At 72.4% G+C, this 19,919-nt stretch carries 15 protein-coding genes; 14 read left to right on the forward strand and 1 reads right to left on the reverse strand.

What is annotated here, in order from left to right; all coding sequences use genetic code 11:
- The first annotated feature begins 131 nt into the window (after window positions 1–131).
- The 7 genes from GA0115240_RS19780 (at window position 132) to GA0115240_RS19805 (ending at window position 10,442) form a co-directional block, all read left to right on the forward strand.
- Entirely contained in the window at window positions 132–1,136 is a 1,005-nt protein-coding gene (locus tag GA0115240_RS19780) for a LacI family DNA-binding transcriptional regulator (RefSeq protein ID WP_093738064.1), read from the forward strand.
- Between the two features lie 276 nt (window positions 1,137–1,412).
- Complete coding sequence (locus tag GA0115240_RS19785) at window positions 1,413–2,747, forward strand: ABC transporter substrate-binding protein (protein WP_093738066.1); 1,335 nt, start codon at window positions 1,413–1,415, stop codon at window positions 2,745–2,747.
- Window positions 2,748–2,754: 7 nt separating this feature from the next.
- Entirely contained in the window at window positions 2,755–3,708 is a 954-nt protein-coding gene (locus GA0115240_RS19790) for a carbohydrate ABC transporter permease (protein ID WP_093738068.1), read from the forward strand.
- Between the two features lie 62 nt (window positions 3,709–3,770).
- A complete protein-coding gene (locus tag GA0115240_RS19795) occupies window positions 3,771–4,577 on the forward strand; it encodes a carbohydrate ABC transporter permease (protein WP_093738070.1) in 807 nt (268 codons plus the stop codon).
- An 85-nt stretch (window positions 4,578–4,662) separates the two neighbouring features.
- The gene (locus tag GA0115240_RS38370; RefSeq protein WP_237555035.1) at window positions 4,663–6,006 is read left to right on the forward strand and encodes a glycoside hydrolase family 38 N-terminal domain-containing protein; all 1,344 of its coding nucleotides are present in this window, start codon (window positions 4,663–4,665) and stop codon (window positions 6,004–6,006) included.
- The gene (locus GA0115240_RS38375) at window positions 5,954–7,411 is read left to right on the forward strand and encodes a glycosyl hydrolase-related protein (RefSeq protein ID WP_237555036.1); all 1,458 of its coding nucleotides are present in this window, start codon (window positions 5,954–5,956) and stop codon (window positions 7,409–7,411) included. Before GA0115240_RS38370 ends, GA0115240_RS38375 begins: the two co-directional genes overlap by 53 nt.
- Before the next feature lie 55 nt (window positions 7,412–7,466).
- Entirely contained in the window at window positions 7,467–10,442 is a 2,976-nt protein-coding gene (locus GA0115240_RS19805) for a glycoside hydrolase family 2 TIM barrel-domain containing protein (RefSeq protein WP_093738072.1), read from the forward strand.
- 85 nt (window positions 10,443–10,527) lie between these two features.
- Here the strand turns inward: GA0115240_RS19805 and GA0115240_RS19810 are convergent, their stop codons facing one another.
- Window positions 10,528–11,523 (reverse strand): Gfo/Idh/MocA family protein, encoded by a 996-nt coding sequence (locus GA0115240_RS19810; protein WP_093738074.1) that lies wholly within the window; start codon window positions 11,521–11,523, stop codon window positions 10,528–10,530.
- A gap of 161 nt (window positions 11,524–11,684) precedes the next feature.
- Between GA0115240_RS19810 and GA0115240_RS19815 the strand changes: the two genes are divergently transcribed.
- The 7 genes from GA0115240_RS19815 (at window position 11,685) to GA0115240_RS19845 (ending at window position 19,891) form a co-directional block, all read left to right on the forward strand.
- Window positions 11,685–12,428, forward strand: coding sequence for a GntR family transcriptional regulator (locus GA0115240_RS19815; protein WP_093738076.1), 744 nt, complete (start codon window positions 11,685–11,687; stop codon window positions 12,426–12,428).
- 244 nt (window positions 12,429–12,672) lie between these two features.
- Window positions 12,673–13,593: a TIM barrel protein gene (locus GA0115240_RS19820; protein ID WP_093738078.1), complete on the forward strand. Its 921-nt coding sequence runs from the start codon at window positions 12,673–12,675 to the stop codon at window positions 13,591–13,593.
- A 3-nt stretch (window positions 13,594–13,596) separates the two neighbouring features.
- Window positions 13,597–14,568 (forward strand): 5-dehydro-2-deoxygluconokinase, encoded by a 972-nt coding sequence (gene iolC / locus GA0115240_RS19825; protein WP_093738080.1) that lies wholly within the window; start codon window positions 13,597–13,599, stop codon window positions 14,566–14,568.
- Window positions 14,568–15,446 (forward strand): Cgl0159 family (beta/alpha)8-fold protein, encoded by an 879-nt coding sequence (locus GA0115240_RS19830; RefSeq protein WP_093738081.1) that lies wholly within the window; start codon window positions 14,568–14,570, stop codon window positions 15,444–15,446. The genes iolC and GA0115240_RS19830 overlap by 1 nt, the downstream gene beginning before the upstream one ends.
- Window positions 15,443–16,393, forward strand: coding sequence for a 5-deoxy-glucuronate isomerase (gene iolB, locus GA0115240_RS19835; protein ID WP_093738083.1), 951 nt, complete (start codon window positions 15,443–15,445; stop codon window positions 16,391–16,393). Before GA0115240_RS19830 ends, iolB begins: the two co-directional genes overlap by 4 nt.
- On the forward strand, window positions 16,390–18,396 hold the full coding sequence (iolD, locus tag GA0115240_RS19840; protein ID WP_093738085.1) for a 3D-(3,5/4)-trihydroxycyclohexane-1,2-dione acylhydrolase (decyclizing): 2,007 nt from the start codon (window positions 16,390–16,392) through the stop codon (window positions 18,394–18,396). The genes iolB and iolD overlap by 4 nt, the downstream gene beginning before the upstream one ends.
- A complete protein-coding gene (locus GA0115240_RS19845; protein ID WP_093738087.1) occupies window positions 18,389–19,891 on the forward strand; it encodes a CoA-acylating methylmalonate-semialdehyde dehydrogenase in 1,503 nt (500 codons plus the stop codon). Before iolD ends, GA0115240_RS19845 begins: the two co-directional genes overlap by 8 nt.
- The last annotated feature ends 28 nt before the right edge of the window (window positions 19,892–19,919 follow it).

A 19,919-nucleotide genomic window follows, 5' to 3' on the forward strand; every position in this document is an offset into this window, starting at 1 on the left:
GGCCGCCGCGCCGCAGCCGGACGCCACCGCCCGGTCCGCGCCGCCGCCCTCGCCCCGGCGGGTCCAGCGGCGCGTCGGGCATACTCGGGCCCTGCGGGCACACCGGGCCCGTGAGCAGTGGGAGGTGCGCGATGGTGCTGTCGGCGGGCTCGGAACCCCGGAGGATCACGATCCATGATGTCGCCCGGTCCGCCGGGGTGTCCCGGCAGACCGTCTCGCGAGCGCTGAACGGCAAGGACGACATCGAGGGCTCCACCAAGCAGCGCGTGCTGGACGCCGCCCTCGAACTCGGCTACCGCCCGAGCCGGTTCGCCCGCGGCCTGGTCCGGCAGGACACCACCACCATCGGGCTGGTGATCCCGGACCTGCTCAACCCGTTTTTCACCGAGGTCGCCGCGTCCGCCCTGGAGGCGGCGCGGGCCCGCGGCTGGCACGTGGTCGTATACGACACCGCCGACCGGGCCGCGGAGGAGATCGGCACCCTCCAGGTGATAGGCACGCAGGTGGACGCGGTCGTCGGCTACTTCAGCTGCTCCGAGGACGAGCTCGACCGGTTCACCCGCGGCATGCCGATCGTGCTCATCGGCCGCGAGCACCGCATGGCACGCTTCAGTTCGATCCGCATCGACGGCGAGGCCGGCGTCCACGCCGCCGTCGCGCACCTGGTCGCCGGCGGCCACACCCGGATCGGCATGCTCGACCACGACGGCCGCGCCGAGCCGAGCGTGCGGCGGGACTGGTTCACCGCCGCCGCGACGGCGCACGGCATCGACCCCGGCCTGGTGGTCGGCGCGGCCCAGTCGGCCGACGGCGGCGGCGCCGGCCTGACGGCCCTGCTGGCTGCCCATCCGGAGGTCACCGCGGTCTTCACGTTCAACGACATCGTCGCGATCGGCGCCCTGCGCGAGGCGCGCCGGATCGGCCGGAGCGTACCGCGCGATCTGGCGGTGATCGGCTTCGACGGGCTGCAACTCGGCGCGCTGGTCGAACCCCCGCTCACCAGTGTCGCGCTGGACACGCGACGGCTCGGTGCGCTCGCCATCGAACAGGTCGGACGGCTCCTGACCGGCGTTGATCCGCTGGGAGCCGATGATCTGGTCGTCCGGGCCGAGTTGCGGCCGGGCGGCTCCGCGTAACCTGCCGGACTCGGGATTGACCCGTATGTCTTGACATTCGACCGCCCGAGAGCGCAAACTTCCGAAAAATTCACGGCTTCCGTGAACGTTCACGGGAACGCTCCCGGGAGCGCTCACGGGAACGGGATGTGCCACTCCCGCTACGACGTTGGGCGCTTGTTCCGACACCGTCGCGTCGGTGCCCACGCAAGCGCATTCCAACCAGAAGGCATCCCTGCCTTGAGGTGTCAACGTCGACCCGTCCAGCACTGGAGCTGGACGCTCTGGAAGGAAACCATGAGAAACACCGCCTCGCGCGTCCGCCTTGCCGCCGTCGCCGCGGCAGCAAGCATCGTGTTGCTCGCCGGGTGTTCGTCGTCCGACCATTCGAGCAGCTCCGCCGCTGCCTCCTGCGAGCCCGCGAAGGGCAAGGTCACCCTCCAGTACTGGAACACCGTTCCGGACATGGACAAGGTCGTCGCTCTGTGGAACAAGCAGAACCCGGACATCCAGGTCCAGACGAAGAACATCTCCAACGACCAGTACGGCACCATCAGCAACGCCCTCAAGGCGGGCAAGGCGCCGGACCTGGCCCAGGTCGGTTACGACGAGCTGCCCAACCTGCGTACCCAGAACGCCTTCGTGGACGCCTCGGCCTGCTCGGCGGCCACCGCCGCCCAGTCGAAGTTCGTACCGTGGACGTGGTCGCAGGCCAGCTTCGGCGGCACCGGCGTGTTCGCCTTCCCGCAGGACACCGGCCCGATGGCCCTCTACGTGCGCAGTGACATCTTCCAGCAGCACGGCCTGGCGATCCCGAAGACCTGGGACGAGTACGCGACCGACGCGCAGAAGCTGCACGCCGCCGACCCCAGCCTCGACATGACGTTCTTCGACCCGAACAACGCCGAGTGGTTCAACGGCCTGCTGTGGCAGAACAGCGCCCAGATGTACTCGTACTCCGGCGGCAAGTGGCACGTCAGCGTCGAGTCCGACCAGAGCAAGCAGGTCGCCGACTACTGGCAGAAGCTGATCGACGCCAAGCTCGTCCGCACCGACCTGGCCAACGGCTCGACCCAGATGTACGCGGCGTACCAGAAGAACCAGATAGCCAGCTACGTCGGCGCGGCCTGGGGCTACAGCATGTTCCGCGACAACCTGCCCAGCCAGGCCGGCAAGTGGTCGATCGTGCCGATGCCGACGTGGGGCACCAGCGCCGCCTCCGGTGACTGGGGCGGATCCACCGTCGCGTTCATGAAGGGCAGCAAGCACCTGTACGAGTCGGTCAAGTTCAACACCTGGCTGAACACCGACCCGCAGGCCCTGGCCCTGGAGAACAAGCTCGGCGGCCTGTACTCGGCGGCCACCGCCGGCACCCGGCTGCCGTCGCTCACGCAGGGCGTGCCGTACTACAACAACGAGAAGATCTTCGACGTCTTCGCCGAGTCGTCCAAGAACATCGACACCGACTTCGCCTGGGGGCCCACCCAGAAGACGGTGAACCTGAGCCTCCAGGACGCGATGGCCAAGGCGGCGGCCGGCCACGGCACCCTCGACGACGCGCTCAAGGCCGCCCAGGCCAGCGCGCTGAAGTCGATGAAGGACCTTGCGATCCCGGCCCAGGCCGGCAAGTGACCGCAGCATGACGACACAGACCGAAACCCGCGCGGCGCGTGTGGTGGCGGTACCCCGGGGCTCCCGCCGCCGTCCGGGCGGCGGCGGGCCCCGGGCGGGCACCATCATCGCGTTCATCACGCCGTTCTTCCTGCCCTTCGTGCTGTTCTACCTGGTGCCGGTCGGCTACGCGATCTGGCAGAGCTTCCGGGTCGTGCGCCGCAGCGGCGGCCAGTACGGCACGTCCTACACGACCTTCGGCGGCTTCGAGCAGTACGGGCAGGTGTTCCACAACTCCGAGTTCTGGTCCAGCATCGGGCGGATCGGGCTGTTCGGCGTCGTGCAGGTGCCGGTCATGCTCTTCGTCGCCCTGATCATGGCGCTGCTGCTCGACACCCCGCTACTGAAGATCAAGTCCTTCTTCCGCATCACGGCGTTCATGCCCTACGCCGTACCCGGCGTCATCGCCGCGATCATGTGGTCGTACCTGTACTCGCCGCAGCTCAGCCCGGTCGTCGAAGTGCTCAAGGGCGTCGGGCTGCACCCCGACTTCCTCGGGCCGGGCGCCGTGCTGTGGTCGGCGGCCAACATCTCCACCTGGCTGTGGACCGGCTACAACATGCTGATCATGTACTCGGCGCTGCAGTCGATCCCGCAGGAGCTCTACGAGGCCGCCAAGCTCGACGGGGCGAGCAACTGGACGATCGCGTGGCAGATCAAGGTCCCGATCATCTACCCGTCGATCGTGCTCACCACGGTGTTCTCCATCATCGGCACCCTCCAGCTCTACGCCGAGCCGGCCGTGCTGCGCCAGATCTCCTCGAACATCTCCAGCACCTTCACCCCGAACATGCTCGCGTACGCGGTGGCGTCCGGGAACAACTACCAGCAGGCGGCGGCGATCTCCGTGGTCATCGCTCTCATCACCTTCGTCTTGAGCTTCGGGTTCATGCGACTGACCTCGAAGAGGGCGGGACTGTGAGCAAAGGGACGGCGAGCGGCAAGCCCGCCATACGTGAGAGCCGGGCCAGCCGGACGGCGGTCATGGCGCTGATGCTGCTGCTGACGATCTACTTCGTGCTGCCGATCTACTTCCTGATCGTGGCGGCGACCAAACCGCAGGGCGACCTCGCCTCCACCAACGGGCTGGCGTTCTCGCACTTCAACCTGTTCAGCAATCTGCACACCCTGTTCACCCGCAGCGACGGCATCTTCCTGAAGTGGGCCCTGAACAGCGTGATCTACGCGGTGCTGGGCGCGGCCGTGGGCACCTTGATCTCGGGGCTGTGCGGCTACGCGCTGGCCAAGTTCAGGTTCCGGGGCCGGGAGTTCCTCTTCTCCGTCGTCCTCGGCGGCGTCCTGGTGCCGACCACCGCGCTCGCGCTCCCGCTGTTCCTGCTGTTCTCGGCGACCGGGATCGTCAACACCTACTTCGCGGTGTTCCTGCCGAGCATCGTCAGCCCGTTCGGCGTCTACCTGGCCCGGATCTTCGCCGCCGCCGCCGTTCCCGAGGAGATCTTGGAGTCGGCCCGGCTGGACGGCGCCGGCGAGTTCCGTACCTTCTTCTCGGTGTCGTCGCGGCTGATGGCGCCGTCGCTGGTGACCATCTTCCTCTTCCAGTTCGTCGCCATCTGGAACAACTTCTTCCTGCCCATGGTGATGCTGCAGAAGGAGTCGCTCTTCCCGGTCACGCTCGGCCTCTACGAGTGGAACGGGCAGACCGCCCGCGCCCCGCTCCTGCAGGAATCGGTGATCACCGGCTCGCTGGTCTCGATCGTGCCGGTGATCGTCGTGTTCATCCTGCTGCAGCGGTTCTGGCGCACCGGGCTCGCCTCCGGCGCGCTGAAGTGACGCCGTAGCCCCGTAGTTCCGTAGCCCCGCCCGGCCACCGCTCGCCCGCCTCCTACGCCACCCGCCGACAGAAGGTCGCTGACCCATGCGCACATCCGCCGACTCCGCCGACTCCGCGGTCTTCGTACCCCATTTCCACTGGGACCGGGAGTGGTACGAGCCGTTCCAGGTGTTCCGGCACCGGCTCGTCGCCGCCCTCGACACCGTGCTGGAGACGGCCGAGGCGAACCCGGACTTCCGGTTCACCGTCGACGGGCAGATGGCCGCGATCGAGGACTACCTGGAGATGCGGCCGGGCAGCCGGGACCGGATCGCGGCCCTGGTGGCCGGCGGGCAGCTCGCCATCGGACCCTGGCTCATCCTGCTGGACGAGTTCTTGTGCTCCGGGGAGACCATCGTGCGCAACCTGCGCATGGGATGGGAGGCGGCGGCGGAGCTCGGCGGCCCGATGCCCGTCGGGTACCTGCCGGACATGTTCGGCCATGTCGCGCAGATGCCGCAAATCCTGGCCCGGGCCGGCTTCGAGCACGCGGCACTGTGGCGCGGTGTGCCCGGATCCGTCGAGGGCCACGCCTTCCGCTGGCGCGCCCCCGACGGCTCCGAGGTCCGCACCGAGTTCCTCTTCGACGGCTACGACAACGGCCTCGACGTCCTGCTGGTACCCGACCGGATCGGCCGGGCGCTCGGCGAGTACGCGCGGATGACGGCCGACCGGTGGGGCGGCGACCCCGTACTGGCGATGGCCGGCACCGACCACAACGCGCCCGACGCCCGGCTCACCCAGTGGCTGCGGCGCGCGTCGAGCGACGAGCGCGCGATCACCGTCGCCACGCTCGACGAGTACATCCGCGAGCACGTGCGCGACGAGGTCTCCGCCGTCGTCACCGGCGAGCTCCGCAGCCATGTGCGCGGCAACATCCTGCCGGGTGTGCTCTCGGTACGGCTCGGGCTCAAGCAGCGGATGGCCGTCGCCGAGCGCACCGTCGACCACGCCGAGCGGGCCAACGCCCTGTGGTCGCGGCGCGACGACTCGCCGTTCCTCTCGGTCGCCTGGCACAAGATCATCGAGTCGACCGCGCACGACTCGGTCGTCGGCTCCGGCACCGACGAGACCTGCGACCAGGTCGACGCACGGCTCGCCGAGGCCGCGCAGACCGCGCGCGCGGTACGGGACGCGGCCCTGGCCGAGGTCGCCGCGCTGGTGCCGGGCGACGGCCACCTGGTGGCCAACCCGCTGCCGTTCGCCCGCACGGCGGCCGTCGAGGTGGACGTCGTCGCGCCGCCGGAGGGGGGCGCCCTGGTCGCGACCGCCGCCGACGGTTCGACGCACCCCGTGCAGCTGATCTCCCCAGGCCCCCACCGTACTCAGCGACGAGATGATGGACGGCGCGCAGCTCGAACGGGTGCTGCGCCGGATCCACCGCCGTGAGCTGTTCGGCCGGCTCATCGACCACTACGAACTCACCCCGGGATCGCTGGTCTTCCACCTCGCCGAGGTGCCCGCCAGCGGCCCGTTCGACCTGCTGATCCTGCGCGGGAAGGTCGCCGAGGCGGCCGCCGCGCACCCGGGGCAGTGGCGGGTGCTGACCTTGGAGGAGGCCCGCGCCACCGCGCTGGTGCCGGTGCGGGTCCCCGCCGGCGGGCTCGCGAGCTTCCGGGTCGAAGCCGCCGGCCCGACCACCGCGCGGCCGGCCTCGGCCGCCCCGGCGACGGCGACCGGCCGCACGCTGGCCAACGGCCTGGTCGTGGTCGCGATCGCCGCCGACGGCACCGTGGACATCACCGGCGCCGACGGCACCGTGCTGCGCGGCGTCGGCCGCCTGGTGGACGGCGGCGACCGCGGCGACAGCTACAACTACGGCCCGCCGGCCCACGACCTGCTGGTGTCCGAACCGGCCGAGGTCACCGTCGACATCCTGGAGCAGGGCCCGCTGCGGTCCAGGACCCGGATCACCCGCGTCTACCCCTGGCCCGCCGCACTGGGCGCCGACCGCGACCTGCGCGGCGCCGAGACCGTGCCGACCCCGGTGGAGACGCTGGTCGAACTGCGGGCGGGCGAGCCGTTCGTGCGGGTCGCCACCTCGTTCCTGAACCGGTCCGCCGACCACCGGCTGCGCTTCCACGTACCGCTGCCCGAGCCGGTCAGCGAGTCCGCCTCCGCCGGGCAGTTCGCCGTCACCCGCCGCGGACTGACCGCCGAGGGCGGCTGGGGCGAATACCCGATCCCGACCTTCCCCGCGAGCTCGTTCGTGTCGGCCGGCGCCGCGACCGTCCTGCTCGACCACGCCACCGAATACGAACTGGTCGGCGGCGGCTCGGAACTGGCGATCACCCTGCTGCGCGCGATCGGCTCGATCAGCGTCAACATCCACCCGCTGCGCGACGAACCGGCCGCGACCGAGATCCCCGCACCGGGCGCCCAGGACCTCGGCATGCGCGTCGAGAACCGGTTCGCCGTCCTGCCCTCGGCGGCGGGCTGGCAGCGGGCGGACGCGGTCGCGCTCGCCGAACTCTTCCGCAACGACGTGCTGGTCGCCCGCGGCGCCGCCCCCGCGGGCGGGCAGCTGCCCCCCGACACCGAAGGCGTGCGGGTCGACGGCGCGGACATCTTCGTGTCGACGGTCCGCCGGGTCACCGCCGAGGACGGCGCGGCCGGCACCGAGGTGCGGCTGGTCGCGATGAGCGACACCGGCGCGACCGCGCGCGTGACCGGGCCGTTCACCGAGGCCACCACGGTCGACCTCCTCGGCCGGCCGCTGTCCGCCGCCCCGGCCGCGGGCGGACTCGAACTCGCCCTCGGCCCGTGGGAGATCCGCACGGTCGTGGTCCGGTAGGCCGAGGCCGGTGAACGCGCTGATCCCGCTCCTATCGAGAAAGAGTTGTGACCCCGTGCCCTCTCCCGATTCCTCGTACGTCTCGGACCCCGCGCCGGGGCGCGGCGCGCTGCGTGCCGCGCGCTCGTGGCTGCACTCCGACGCCCCCTCCCTCACCTTGAACGGACCCTGGCGGTTCCGGCTGTCGCCCACCGCCTCGGCGGCCGAGGACTTCGCGGCCGAAGGCTTCGACGACGGCGGCTGGGACAGCATCCCGGTGCCGTCCCACTGGGTGCTCCAGGGGGACGGCGCCCACGGCCGGCCGATCTACACCAACGTGCAGTACCCGTTCCCGATCGATCCGCCGCACGTGCCGGACGAGAACCCCACCGGCGACTACCGCCGGCACGTCGAACTGCCCGCGTCCTGGTCGGCCGCCGAGCACATGGTGCTCCGCTTCGACGGCGTCGAGTCGCTGTTCCGGGTGTGGGTGAACGGCGACGAGATCGGCGCCGCCAGCGGCAGCCGGCTCGCCCACGAATTCGACGTGACCTCGTCGCTGCGCCCCGGCGACAACGTCGTCGCGGTGCGCGTGCACCAGTGGTCGGCGGCCAGCTATGTCGAGGACCAGGACCAGTGGTGGCTGCCGGGCATCTTCCGTGACGTCACCTTGATCGCCCGGCCGGCCGGCGGCATCGAGGACGTCTGGCTGCGGACCGGCTTCGACGACGGCCGGGGCCGGATCGAGCCGGAGGTGACCGCCGGCCCGGCGGCCTTCCCGGTCACCCTCAGCCTGCCGGAACTGGGCATCGAGCGGGTCTGGGCGAGCGCGGCCGACGTGGCACCGTTCGAGGTCGGCGCGGTGGAGCCCTGGTCGGCCGAGCGTCCCCGCCTGTACGACGCCACCGTGTCGTCGGCCGCCGAGCGCGTCGCCCTGCGGGTCGGTTTCCGCAGCGTGGAGATCCGCGGCGACCGCTTCCTGGTCAACGGCCGCCGCGTCGTCTTCCACGGGATGAACCGCCACGAGGCCCACCCCGAGCGCGGCCGCGTCTTCGACGAGCGCCACGCCCGCGAGGACCTGGCCCGGATGAAGCGCTTCAACGTCAACGCGATCCGCACCAGCCACTACCCGCCGCACCCCCGGCTGCTCGACCTCGCCGACGAACTCGGCCTGTGGGTCGTGCTCGAATGCGACCTGGAGACGCACGGCTTCGACAAGGTCGGCTGGGCCGGCAACCCGAGCGACGACCCGGCCTGGCGCGAGGCGTACCTCGACCGCATCCGGCGCACGGTCGAGCGGGACAAGAACCACCCCAGCATCGTGATCTGGTCGCTCGGCAACGAGGCCGGCACCGGCGGCAACCTCGCCGCGATGTCGGCGTGGGTGCACGCCCGCGACACCGGACGGCCCGTGCACTACGAGGGCGACCACACCGGCGCCTACACCGACGTCTACTCGCGCATGTACTCCTCGGTGCTGGAGACCGAGCAGATCGGCACCGACGGCTCCCGCGCGCCGCTGCTCAACTGCACGCCCGCCCAGGGCGCCCGGCAGCGCACCAAGCCGTTCCTGCTGTGCGAGTACGCCCACGCGATGGGCAACGGCCCCGGCGCGCTCGACCAGTACGAGGCGCTGGCGCACGAACATCCGCGGCTGCACGGCGGCTTCGTGTGGGAATGGCGCGACCACGGGATCGCGACGAGAACCCCGGACGGCACGCCGTACTACGCGTACGGCGGCGACTTCGGCGAGGTCGTGCACGACGGCAACTTCGTGATGGACGGCATGCTGCTCAGCGACGACGTCCCGACGCCGAGCCTGTACGAGTTCAAGGCGGTCGTGCAGCCGGTCCGCTTCACCTTCGACGGCGACGAGGTGGCGATCACCAACCTTCGGCACTCCGCCGACACCTCGGACCTGCGCTTCCGCTGGCGGGTCGAGCACGACGGGACGCCCGTGGGTGACGGCGACCTGGCGGTCCCCGTGGTCGCGGCCGGCGGGTCGGCGCGGGTGCCGCTGCCGCCGGTCCCGGTCGCCGGGGACGCGGAGACCTGGCTCACCGTCGAGGCGGTCCTGGCGGCGGACACCGCCTGGGCGGGCGACGGGCACGTGGTCGCCACCGCCCAGCTGGACCGTTCGGCGCCCCGCCCCACGCCCGCGGTCCGGCTGCGGACCGGTTGGCGGCCGAGCGACGGCGATCTGACCCTCGGCGCCGCCGAGTTCAGCGGCGGCCGCCTGGCGCGCCTGGCCGGCCGCCCGGTGGCCGGCCCCTGGCTGGAGCTGTTCCGGGCCCCCACCGACAACGACGAAGGCGCCTCCCGCGAGGTCGAGGAGAGCGACGCGAGCATCGCCGGGGTCTCCAACGCCGCGCTGTGGCGCCGCGACGGCCTCGACCGGCTGACCGCCCGCCGCCTCGGCACGCAGCGCACCGCGGACGCCCTGCGCACGGTCGACAAGGTCTCGGCGGCGAACTCCGCGCTGTGGGTGACCGTGGAGTGCGTCTGGTCGCTGGAGGGCGACGAGCTCGAACTGCGGGTGGAGACCGAGCCGTCGAGCGGCTGGCCCACCGTGTGGCCGCGCATCGGGATACGGTTCGAACTGCCGGACGGCGCGGCGCCGGTCGACGGCGCCGACTGGTTCGGCCTCGGCCCGCTGGAGTCCTATCCGGACAGCATGCGGGCGGCCCGCACCGGCCGGTTCGCCGCCTCCGTCCGCGACCTGTCCGTCGCGTACGCGCGCCCGCAGGAGACCGGACACCGCTCCCGGCTGCGGCAGTTGGCGCTGACCAGCGGCGGGAGCGAGGTGATGCGGGTGACGGCATTGCCGGACGCGCGCGGACGCCGCCCCGGGTTCAGTCTCAGCCGCCACACCCCGCAGCAGATCGCCCGGGCCGGCCACCCCTTCGAGCTGCCGGAGTCGACGACGAGTCACCTGATCGTGGACGCCGCCCAGCACGGGCTCGGCTCGCGGGCCTGCGGGCCGGACGTGTGGCCGCAGTTCGCGCTGCGGCCCGAATCGCGCACGATCCGGCTCCGGCTGGCGGCGGGCTGACCGATGGTGCGGCACGGGCGGCCGCGCCTCGGCGCGGCACGCGGCACCGGACAGGCAGTCCGGTGCCGCGTGCCGCCCGCGCCGGTCAGGCCGGCTGCGCGAGCCGGATCGGGCGGCCCTCCTTGCGCGAACGGGTGGCGGCCTCGGCGACGGCGAGAGCGGCGCGGGCGTCCTGCCCGGTGCAGGGGCTGGGCCGCGTGCCGGCCACCACCTCGGTGAACGCGGTGAGTTCGGCCCGGTAGGCGTCCTGGAAGCGGTCGATGAAGCCGCCGTACGGCGTGCCGGCCGGCCAGGGGGCGCCCTCGGCCGAGGTCAGCGGGGCCTGGTCGGTCAGCCCGGCCGCCAGCGTGCCCTTCGAGCCGCAGGCCTCCAGCCGTACGTCGTAGCCGGCCCCGTTGTAGCGGGTGGCGGTGCAGCTGGCCAGGGTGCCGTCGTCCAGGGTCAGCAGGGTGACGGCGGTGTCCACGTCGTCGGCGGCGGCGAAGAAGTCCTCGCCGCGGTTGGCGCCGGTGGCGTAGACCTCGGTGATCTCGCGGCCGGTGACCCAGCGGACGATGTCGTAGTCGTGCACGGAGCAGTCGCGGAAGATGCCGCCCGACACCGGGATGTAGCCGGGGTGGGGCGGGGTCGGGTCGGCCGTGCAGGCCCGCAGGGTGTGCGTCCAGCCGAGCCGGCCGTCGGTGATCGCCTCGCGCACCGCCTGGTACCCGGCGTCGAAACGGCGCTGGAAGCCTATCTGCAGCGCGACGGGCGCCTCTTCCAGGGCGGCGAGCACCGCGTCGGTCTCCTCCAGGGTGCCGGCCACCGGCTTCTCGCAGAACGTGGGCAGCCCGGCCCGCTGGGCGGCGAGGATGAGCTCGGCATGGAAGGTCGTGGGCGCCGCGACGACGACGCCGTCGATCCCGGCGCCGAGCAGCCCGTCCAGGTCGCCCGCGTACTCCGCCTTGAGCTGCTCCGCCACGCCGCGGGCCGAGCGTTCGTCGGCGTCGTGCAGCACGATTCCGGTCACGGCCGGCAGCTCGGCGAGGGTGGCGGCGTGCAACGCGCCGATACGGCCTGTGCCGATGAGTCCGATACGCATGTGCGGGTGCCTTTCGTGCGGGGGGCCGGGAACGCCCACCTGATTTCTACTCTTCGACCGGTGACAAGGCAAGAGTTTGTTATGACATATGGACGTACAGAGCTTAGTGTGCAATGAGTCATACTGGCGTCCGTCGGCAGGAGTCTCCAGGAGGGGTGGACATGGAGTCGCTCGCGCAGCAGATCAGCATCGACCGCAGCAGTCCGGTGCCGTTGTACTTCCAGTTCGCCCAGCAGTTGCAGAACCTCATCGAGACCGGGGTGCTGCCGCCGGGCACCCGGCTGAGCAACGAGGTCGCGATGGCCGATCAGTTCGGGCTGTCCCGCCCGACGATGCGCCAGGCCATGCAGCACCTGGTCGACAAGGGACTGCTGGCCCGCAAACGCGGCGTCGGCACCCAGGTGGTCACCAACCGCATCCGGCGCCAGCTCGAATTCACCAGTCTTTATGAGGACTTGGAGCGCGACCGGCGCCACCCGACCACCGAGGTGCTGTCCATCGAGACCAAGTCCGCCGACAGTGGGATCGCCGCCGCGCTCCGGGTGGCGGAGGGCTCCGACGTGGTGGCGATACAGCGCCTTCGGTTCGCCGACGACGAGCCGATCGCGATCATGCACAACCACCTGCCGGCGGATCTCGTCGAGTTGACCCGGGCGGCGCTGTGCGGGGCCGGGCTGTACCAGTTGCTGCGCCGCTCCGGCATGGCCCTGAGCACCGCCGAGCAGACCATCGGCGCCCGCCGGGCCACCGCCGCCGAGGCCAAGCTCCTCGACGAGACCCGCGGCGCACCCCTGTTGACCATGGTCCGCACCGCGCACGACGGGTCGGGGCGGCCGGTCGAGTACGGCTCGCACGTGTACCGGGCCTCGCGGTACTCGTTCGCGATGACGGTCGCCGCGCACTGACCGGCCGCACCGGCCGCCCCGGTCGCCCCGGTCGCACCGGCCGCACCGGCCGCACTGGCCGTACAGAAGTCAGAATGTCAGGACAAAGTATTGACATGCTGTCGCTGCGGAGGGCAGGGTCGATACACGCGCGCCGGGCACCCGGCCCCGCACGCGACAACCGCACCACGTGACAAGAAGGGCTCGGTATGCGGATCAGGTTGGCCGGCGCCACCGAATGCGGCAAGGCGAAGGGAGCCCGCTCATGACCGCCCCCCTGGCCCGGCGGATCGCCGGCGCGCCGATCTCGTGGGGCGTGTGCGAGGTGCCCGGCTGGGGGCACCAACTGCCGCCCGAACTGGTCCTGCGGCAGATGCGGGAGGCCGGCCTGAGCGCGACCGAGTTCGGCCCGGAGGGCTTCCTGCCGGACGCCCCCGCCGACAAGGCGGCCACCCTCGCCTCCTACGGCCTGCGCGCGGTCGGCCAGTTCGTGCCCGTCGTCCTGCACGACCCCGGCCACGACCCGCTGCCCGAGGTCGAGTCGGCGATGACCGGCCTGCTGGCCGCCGACGCCGGCACCGTCGTCATCGCCGCCGCCACCGGAACCGACGGCTACGACGCGCGCCCGGCCCTGGACGAGGCGGGCTGGGCCCGCCTGCTCAGCAACCTCGACCGGATCGCCGCCGCGGCCGCCGCGGCCGGCCTCACCGCCACCCTCCACCCGCACGTCGGCACCATGATCGAGTCCGGCGAGGAGACCCAGCGCGTACTGGAGGGCTCCGGCATCGGCCTGTGCCTCGACACCGGACACCTGCTCATCGGCGGCGGCGACCCGGTCGCGGTCGCGGCCGGCTGGCCCCACCGCATCGCCCACGTCCACCTCAAGGACGTACGCCTCGGCCTCGCCCAGCAGGTGCGCGCCGGGGCCACCACCTACACCGCGGCCGTCGCCGACGGGATGTACGCCCCGCTCGGCGCCGGCGACGTCGACATCGCCGGCATCGTCCGCCTGCTGGAGGACAGCGGATACGCCGGCTGGTACGTGCTGGAGCAGGACACCGTCCTGCACGCCGCGCCCGGCCAGGACGGCGGGGCCGACCCGCTGGACGACGTACGCGCCTGCGTCGCCTACCTGCTGGCGCTGGCCGGCGCCCCGGGGGACGCGCCCGGCCCGGCGGGGGACTGAGCGATGGCCCACGACCTCGTCACCATCGGACGGACCGGCGTCGACCTCTACCCGCTCGAGCACGGTGTCGGCCTGGAGGACGTACGGACGTTCCAGAAGTTCCTCGGCGGCAGCGCGACGAACGTCGCCGTCGCCGCGGCCCGGCACGGCCGGCGCGCCGCCCTGATCACCCGCGTCGGCAACGACCCCTTCGGCCACTACGTCCAGCTGGAGGCCGAGCGGCTCGGCGTCGACCCGGTGCACGTCACCGCGATCACCGACCCGGACGGACCGCCCACCCCGGTGACCTTCTGCGAAGTCTTCCCCCCCGACCACTTCCCGCTCTACTTCTACCGCTACGGCGCCGCGCCCGATCTGCTGATCGACCCCGGCGAACTGCCGCTGGACGACATCCGCGACACCGCCGTGTTCTGGGCGACCGTCACCGGGCTGTCCGCCGAGCCGAGCCGGTCGGCCCACTTCGCCGCCTGGCAGGCCCGCGGCCGCCGCGGCCGCACGGTGCTGGACCTCGACTACCGGCCGATGTTCTGGGCCGGCCCCGAAGAGGCCGGGGAGCAGGTCCGCCGGGCCCTGGAGCACGTCACCGTCGCCGTCGGCAACCGCGAGGAATGCGAGGTGGCCGTCGGCGAGAGCGATCCGCAGCGCGCCGCCGACGCCCTGCTGGAGCGCGGCCTGGAACTGGCCGTCGTCAAGCAGGGCCCCAAGGGCGTCCTCGCCGCCACCCGCCACGAACGCGTCGAAGTGGCGCCGTTTCCCGTCGAGGTCGTCAACGGCCTCGGCGCCGGGGACGCCTTCGGCGGCGCGCTGGTCCACGGCCTGCTCAGCGGCTGGGAGTTGCGGCGCGTGATCGAGTTCGCCAACGTCGCGGGCGCCATCGTGGCCTCCCGTCTCGAATGCTCCACCGCGATGCCCACGACCGCCGAGGTCGAGGCCGCCCTCGCCGCCCGGGCGGGCACTTCCGAAAGGACGGCATGATGGACGCCGCACAACTGACCGAGATCCGGGCCCGCGAGCCCGAACGCATCGGACGGTCGTGGCACAAGCGCTCCCGGCGGCCGCTCGTCGGGCAGGACGGCCGGCTGCTCATCGTGGCCGCCGACCACCCGGCCCGCGGCGCCCTGGGCGTCCGGGGCGACGGCGGCGCGATGGCCAGCCGTCCCGATCTGCTGGACCGGCTCGCCACCGCGCTGTCCCGGCCCGGCGTGGACGGCGTGCTCAGCACCCCCGACCTGCTCGACGACCTGCTCCTGATGGGGGCGCTGGAGGACAAGGTCGTCATCGGTTCGATGAACCGCGGCGGACTCCAGGGCGCGGTCTTCGAGTTCGACGACCGGTTCACCGCCTACACCCCGCAGGCCATCGCCGCGCAGGGACTCGACGGCGGCAAGACCCTGACCCGGATCTGCCTCGGCGAGGCCGGCACGGCGGCCACCCTCGAAGCGACGGCGAGCGCGGTGACCGGCCTCGCCGAGCACGGCCTGATGGCGATGATCGAGCCCTTCTTGTCGGTCCGCGAGGACGGCCGCTCACGCAACCTGCTCGACCCGGACAGCGTCATCAAGTCCATCCACATAGCCAGTGGCCTCGGCGCCACCAGCGCCTACACCTGGCTCAAGCTGCCGGTGGTCGACGAACTGGACCGGGTGCTGGACGCGACCACGCTGCCCACCCTGCTGCTCGGCGGCGACCCCCAGGGCGATCCCCGCGACACCTACGCCGCCTGGGGGTCCGCGCTGCGCCTGCCGCAGGTACGCGGGCTCGTGGTCGGGCGCGCCCTGCTCTACCCGCCCGACGGCGACGTCGCCGCGGCCGTCGACATCGCGGCCGAACTCACCCACGGGAGCAGCCGGTGAACGACCACGCCCGGTGGGTCCTGCCGCGCGGTTCGGCCGGCCGCGACGGATGGGACCTCGCCGTCACCGACGCCCGCCGGGACTGGCACCACACCAGCCTGCGCGTGGCCGCCCTGGACGGATCGGACTCCCGCGCCCTGGCCGGCGGCGACTGGGAGTTCGTCGTCGTGCCGCTGTCCGGCCCGGTGCACGTCACCGCCGTGACCGCGGACGGGACCACCCACGAGGCCGCCCTCACCGGCCGGCCCGGCGTCTTCGCCGGGCCCACCGATGTCGCCTACGTGCCGGCCGGCTCGTGGATCACCGTACGGGCGGCGGGGGCCCCGGCCCGGGTCGCGCTGGCCGGCGCCCTCACCGCGGACGGGTCCCGCGCGGCCGGCGGACGCCCGTTCCGCCACCTGGCCGCCGCGCAGGTACCCGTCGAGCGCCGCGGCGCGGGCACCGCCTCGCGCGAGGTGCGCAACTTCGGCACCCCCGAGGTGCTCGACGCCGACGCGATCATCGCCTGCGAGGTCATCACCCCGGCCGGCAACTGGAGTTCGTGGCCGCCCCACAAGCACGACGTCGAACGCGGCGGCCAGGAGAGCGCCCTGGAGGAGATCTACTACTTCGAGACGCAGGCAACCGACTCCCGCGGCACCGACCCGGTCGGCTACCAGCGCGTCTACGCCGCCGGCGCCGACCGCCCGATCGACGTGCTCGCCGAGGTGCGCACCGGCGACGTCGTGCTCGTACCGCACGGCTGGCACGGACCGTCGATCGCCGCGCCCGACGCCCACCTGTACTACCTCAATGTCATGGCGGGCCCGGGCACCGAGCGGGCCTGGCTCATCTGCGACGACCCCGCCCACGCGTGGGTCCGCGACACCTGGCGGGACCAGCCGTTCGACGGCCGGCTTCCGCTGGCAGGTCCAGTGGCACCCCCAGTTCCGGGAGAGACGGTATGAGCACGCAGCGGACCGCGACGGTGCGGCTGACGGTGGCCCAGGCGACGACGCGGTTCCTCGCCGCCCAGTGGTCGCAGCGGGACGGGGAGCGCCGCCGGTTCTTCGCCGGCGTCTTCGGGATCTTCGGCCACGGGAACGTCGCGGGCCTGGGCCAGGCCCTGCTCCAGATGGAACAGGACGCCGCCGGCCCGCGCCTGCCCTATGTGCTGGCCCGCAACGAGCAGGCCATGGTGCACACCTCGGTCGCCTACGCCCGGCAGCAGGACCGCCTCGAGGCGTGGGCCTGCACCGCCTCGGTGGGGCCGGGCTCGACGAACATGCTGACCGGCGCCGCACTGGCGACGATCAACCGCATCCCGGTGCTGCTGCTGCCGTCCGACACCTTCGCGACCCGGGTCAGCGCCCCCGTGCTGCAGGAACTGGAGCAGCCGTACGCCGCCGACATCAGCGTCAACGACGCCTTCCGCCCGCTGTCCCGTTTCTTCGACCGGATCTCCAGGCCCGAGCAGCTGCCCTCGGCGCTGCTCGGCGCGATGCGGGTGCTCACCGACCCGGTCGACACCGGCGCGGTGACGATCGCCCTGCCGCAGGACGTCCAGGCCGAAGCGCACGACTGGCCGGTCGAGTTGTTCGCGCCGCGCACCTGGCACATCGCCCGCCCGCCGGCCGAGACCGCGCGCGTCGCCGACGCCGCCGACGCCGTCCGGGCCGCCCGGCGGCCGATGATCGTCGCCGGCGGCGGCATCCACTACTCCGGCGCCGAGCCGGCCCTGCGCGCGTTCGCCGAAGCGACGGGCATCCCGGTGGGGGAGACCCAGGCCGGCAAGGGATCGCTGCCGCACGCCCACCCGCGGCTGATGGGCGCGATCGGCTCCACCGGCACCACCGCCGCCAACGCGCTGGCCCGGGACGCCGATCTGGTCATCGGCGTCGGCACCCGGTGGACCGACTTCACCACCGCCTCCCGCACCGCCTTCCAGCACCCCGGCGTGCGGTTCGTGAACATCAACATCGCCGCCTTCGACGCGGGCAAGCACGCCGGGCTGTCCGTCGTCGCCGACGCCCGGGAGGCGCTGACCGCCCTCACCGCGGCCGTCGCGGGCCACCGCGTGCCGGCCGCCCACGAGGAGCGGCAGGCCGGCCTGTGGGCGGCCTGGGACGCGGCGGTCGAGGCCGCCTACCACCCGGACGCCTCGGTCACCGGCCGCCTCGCGGAGGGCGTCCTCACCCAGGCCACCGTCCTGGGCTGCGTCAACGAGCACACCGACCCGCGCGACGTGGTGCTCTGCGCGGCGGGATCGATGCCCGGCGACCTGCACAAGCTGTGGCGGGTGCGGGACCGCAAGGCCTACCACGTCGAATACGGCTACTCCTGCATGGGCTACGAGATCCCGGCCGCGATCGGCGTCCGGCTCGCCGACCCCACCCGGGACGCCTTCGCGATGGTCGGCGACGGCGGCTACCTCATGATGCCCACCGAACTGGCCACCGCGGTCCAGGAGCGGGTCAAGCTCGTCGTCGTCCTCGTGCAGAACAACGGATTCCACTCCATCGGCTCGCTGTCGGAGTCGCTCGGCTCGCAGCGGTTCGGCACGCAGTACCGCTACCGCTCCGCCGACGGCCGCCTCGACGGGCCCCCGCTGCCGACCGACCTCGCCGCCAACGCCCGCAGCCTGGGCGCCCATGTGATCGAGGTGCGCTCGCGCGCCGGACTCGTGGCCGCGATCGCCGAGGCGAAGGCATGGCCGGCCGACGGCGGCCCCGTCGTCATCCATGTGGAGACCGACCCGCTGGTGTCCGCGCCCGACAGCGAGAGCTGGTGGGACGTCCCGGTCAGCGCCGCCTCCACCCTCGACTCGACGCGGGTCGCGCACGAGACCTACGCCCGGCACAAGGAAACACAGCGGCCGCTGCTCTCCCCGACGCCGGTCCCGGCTCCGACCCCGCCGCCGGCCCCGGACGAAGCCGCCCCCACCCCAGAAGAAGGAGCCGGCCGTGAATGAGCCGCAGCGCATCACCCACCTCATCGACGGCCGTCCGTGGGAGGGGACGGCGGCGCGCACCGGCCCGGTCTTCAACCCCGCCACCGGGGAGCAGAGCGGGGTGGTCGACCTCGCCTCGGCCGAACTGGTCGGCGACGCCGTCACCTCGGCCAAGGCGGCCTGGCTGAAGTGGCGCGGCATGTCCCTCGCCAAGCGGACCCAGGTGCTCTTCGCCTTCCGCGAACTGCTCAACGCCCGCAAGGAGGAGATCGGCGCCCTCATCACGGCCGAGCACGGCAAGGTGCTGTCCGACGCGGTCGGGGAGGTCACCCGCGGTCTCGAGGTGGCCGAGTTCGCCTGCGGAATCCCGCACCTGCTCAAGGGCGGTTTCACCGAGAACGCCTCCACCGCGGTCGACGTCTACTCGATCCGGCAGAGCCTCGGCGTCGTCGCGGTCGTCTCGCCCTTCAACTTCCCGGCGATGGTGCCGATGTGGTTCGTCCCCATCGCCATCGCGTGCGGCAACGCCGTGGTGCTCAAGCCGAGCGAGAAGGACCCCAGCGCCGCGCTCGCCGTCGCCGCCCTGTGGAAGGAGGCCGGCCTGCCGGACGGTGTGCTGCAGGTCGTCAACGGCGACAAGGAGGCCGTGGACGCGCTGCTCACCCACGACGACGTGAAGGCGGTGTCGTTCGTCGGATCGACGCCCGTCGCCAGGTACGTCTACGAGACGGGCACCGCGCACGGCAAGCGGGTCCAGGCGCTCGGCGGGGCCAAGAACCACCTGCTGGTCCTGCCCGACGCCGACCTCGACCTCGCCGCCGACGCGGCCGTCAACGCCGGCTTCGGCTCCGCCGGCGAGCGCTGCATGGCGATCTCGGTGCTCGTCGCCGTCGAGCCGATCGCCGACGAGCTCATCGCCAGGATCACCGAGCGGATGGGCCGGCTGCGCGTCGGGGACGGCACCCGCGACGCCGACATGGGACCCCTCGTCAGCCGGCAGCACCGCGACAAGGTCGCCTCCTACATCGACGCCGGGACCACGGCCGGGGCCACGGCCGTCGTCGACGGCAGGAAGGGGGAGTTCGACGCCGACGGCAACGGCGGCTTCTTCCTGGCGCCGACCCTCTTCGACCATGTCCGCCCGGACATGTCGATCTACACCGACGAGATCTTCGGCCCGGTGCTGTCGGTGGTCCGCGTGGCGTCCTACACCGAGGGGGTGGACCTCATCAACGCCAACCCCTACGGCAACGGCACCGCCGTCTTCACCAACGACGGCGGCGCCGCCCGGCGCTTCCAGCACGAGGTGGAGGTCGGCATGATCGGCATCAACGTGCCGATCCCCGTGCCGGTGTCGTACTTCTCCTTCGGCGGCTGGAAGAACAGCCTCTTCGGCGACAGCCACGCCCACGGAACCGAGGGCGTGCACTTCTTCACCCGCGGCAAGGTCGTCACCTCCCGCTGGCTCGACCCGAGCCACGGCGGCATCAACCTGGGCTTCCCGCAGAACGACTGAGCCGGTCGGCAGCCGCGGCCCGCGCACC

The organism is Streptomyces sp. DvalAA-14, from assembly GCF_900091855.1.
Classification (GTDB): Bacteria; Actinomycetota; Actinomycetes; order Streptomycetales; family Streptomycetaceae; genus Actinacidiphila.

Coding starts and splice junctions, on each gene's coding strand:
- GA0115240_RS19780 (WP_093738064.1), top strand. CDS start 132: ATGGTGCTGTCGGCGGGCTCGGAACCCCGGAGGATCACGATCCATGAT.
- GA0115240_RS19785 (WP_093738066.1), top strand. CDS start 1,413: ATGAGAAACACCGCCTCGCGCGTCCGCCTTGCCGCCGTCGCCGCGGCA.
- GA0115240_RS19790 (WP_093738068.1), top strand. CDS start 2,755: ATGACGACACAGACCGAAACCCGCGCGGCGCGTGTGGTGGCGGTACCC.
- GA0115240_RS19795 (WP_093738070.1), top strand. CDS start 3,771: ATGGCGCTGATGCTGCTGCTGACGATCTACTTCGTGCTGCCGATCTAC.
- GA0115240_RS38370 (WP_237555035.1), top strand. CDS start 4,663: ATGCGCACATCCGCCGACTCCGCCGACTCCGCGGTCTTCGTACCCCAT.
- GA0115240_RS38375 (WP_237555036.1), top strand. CDS start 5,954: ATGATGGACGGCGCGCAGCTCGAACGGGTGCTGCGCCGGATCCACCGC.
- GA0115240_RS19810 (WP_093738074.1), bottom strand. CDS start 11,523: ATGCGTATCGGACTCATCGGCACAGGCCGTATCGGCGCGTTGCACGCC.
- GA0115240_RS19815 (WP_093738076.1), top strand. CDS start 11,685: ATGGAGTCGCTCGCGCAGCAGATCAGCATCGACCGCAGCAGTCCGGTG.
- GA0115240_RS19820 (WP_093738078.1), top strand. CDS start 12,673: ATGACCGCCCCCCTGGCCCGGCGGATCGCCGGCGCGCCGATCTCGTGG.
- iolC (WP_093738080.1), top strand. CDS start 13,597: ATGGCCCACGACCTCGTCACCATCGGACGGACCGGCGTCGACCTCTAC.
- GA0115240_RS19830 (WP_093738081.1), top strand. CDS start 14,568: ATGGACGCCGCACAACTGACCGAGATCCGGGCCCGCGAGCCCGAACGC.
- iolD (WP_093738085.1), top strand. CDS start 16,390: ATGAGCACGCAGCGGACCGCGACGGTGCGGCTGACGGTGGCCCAGGCG.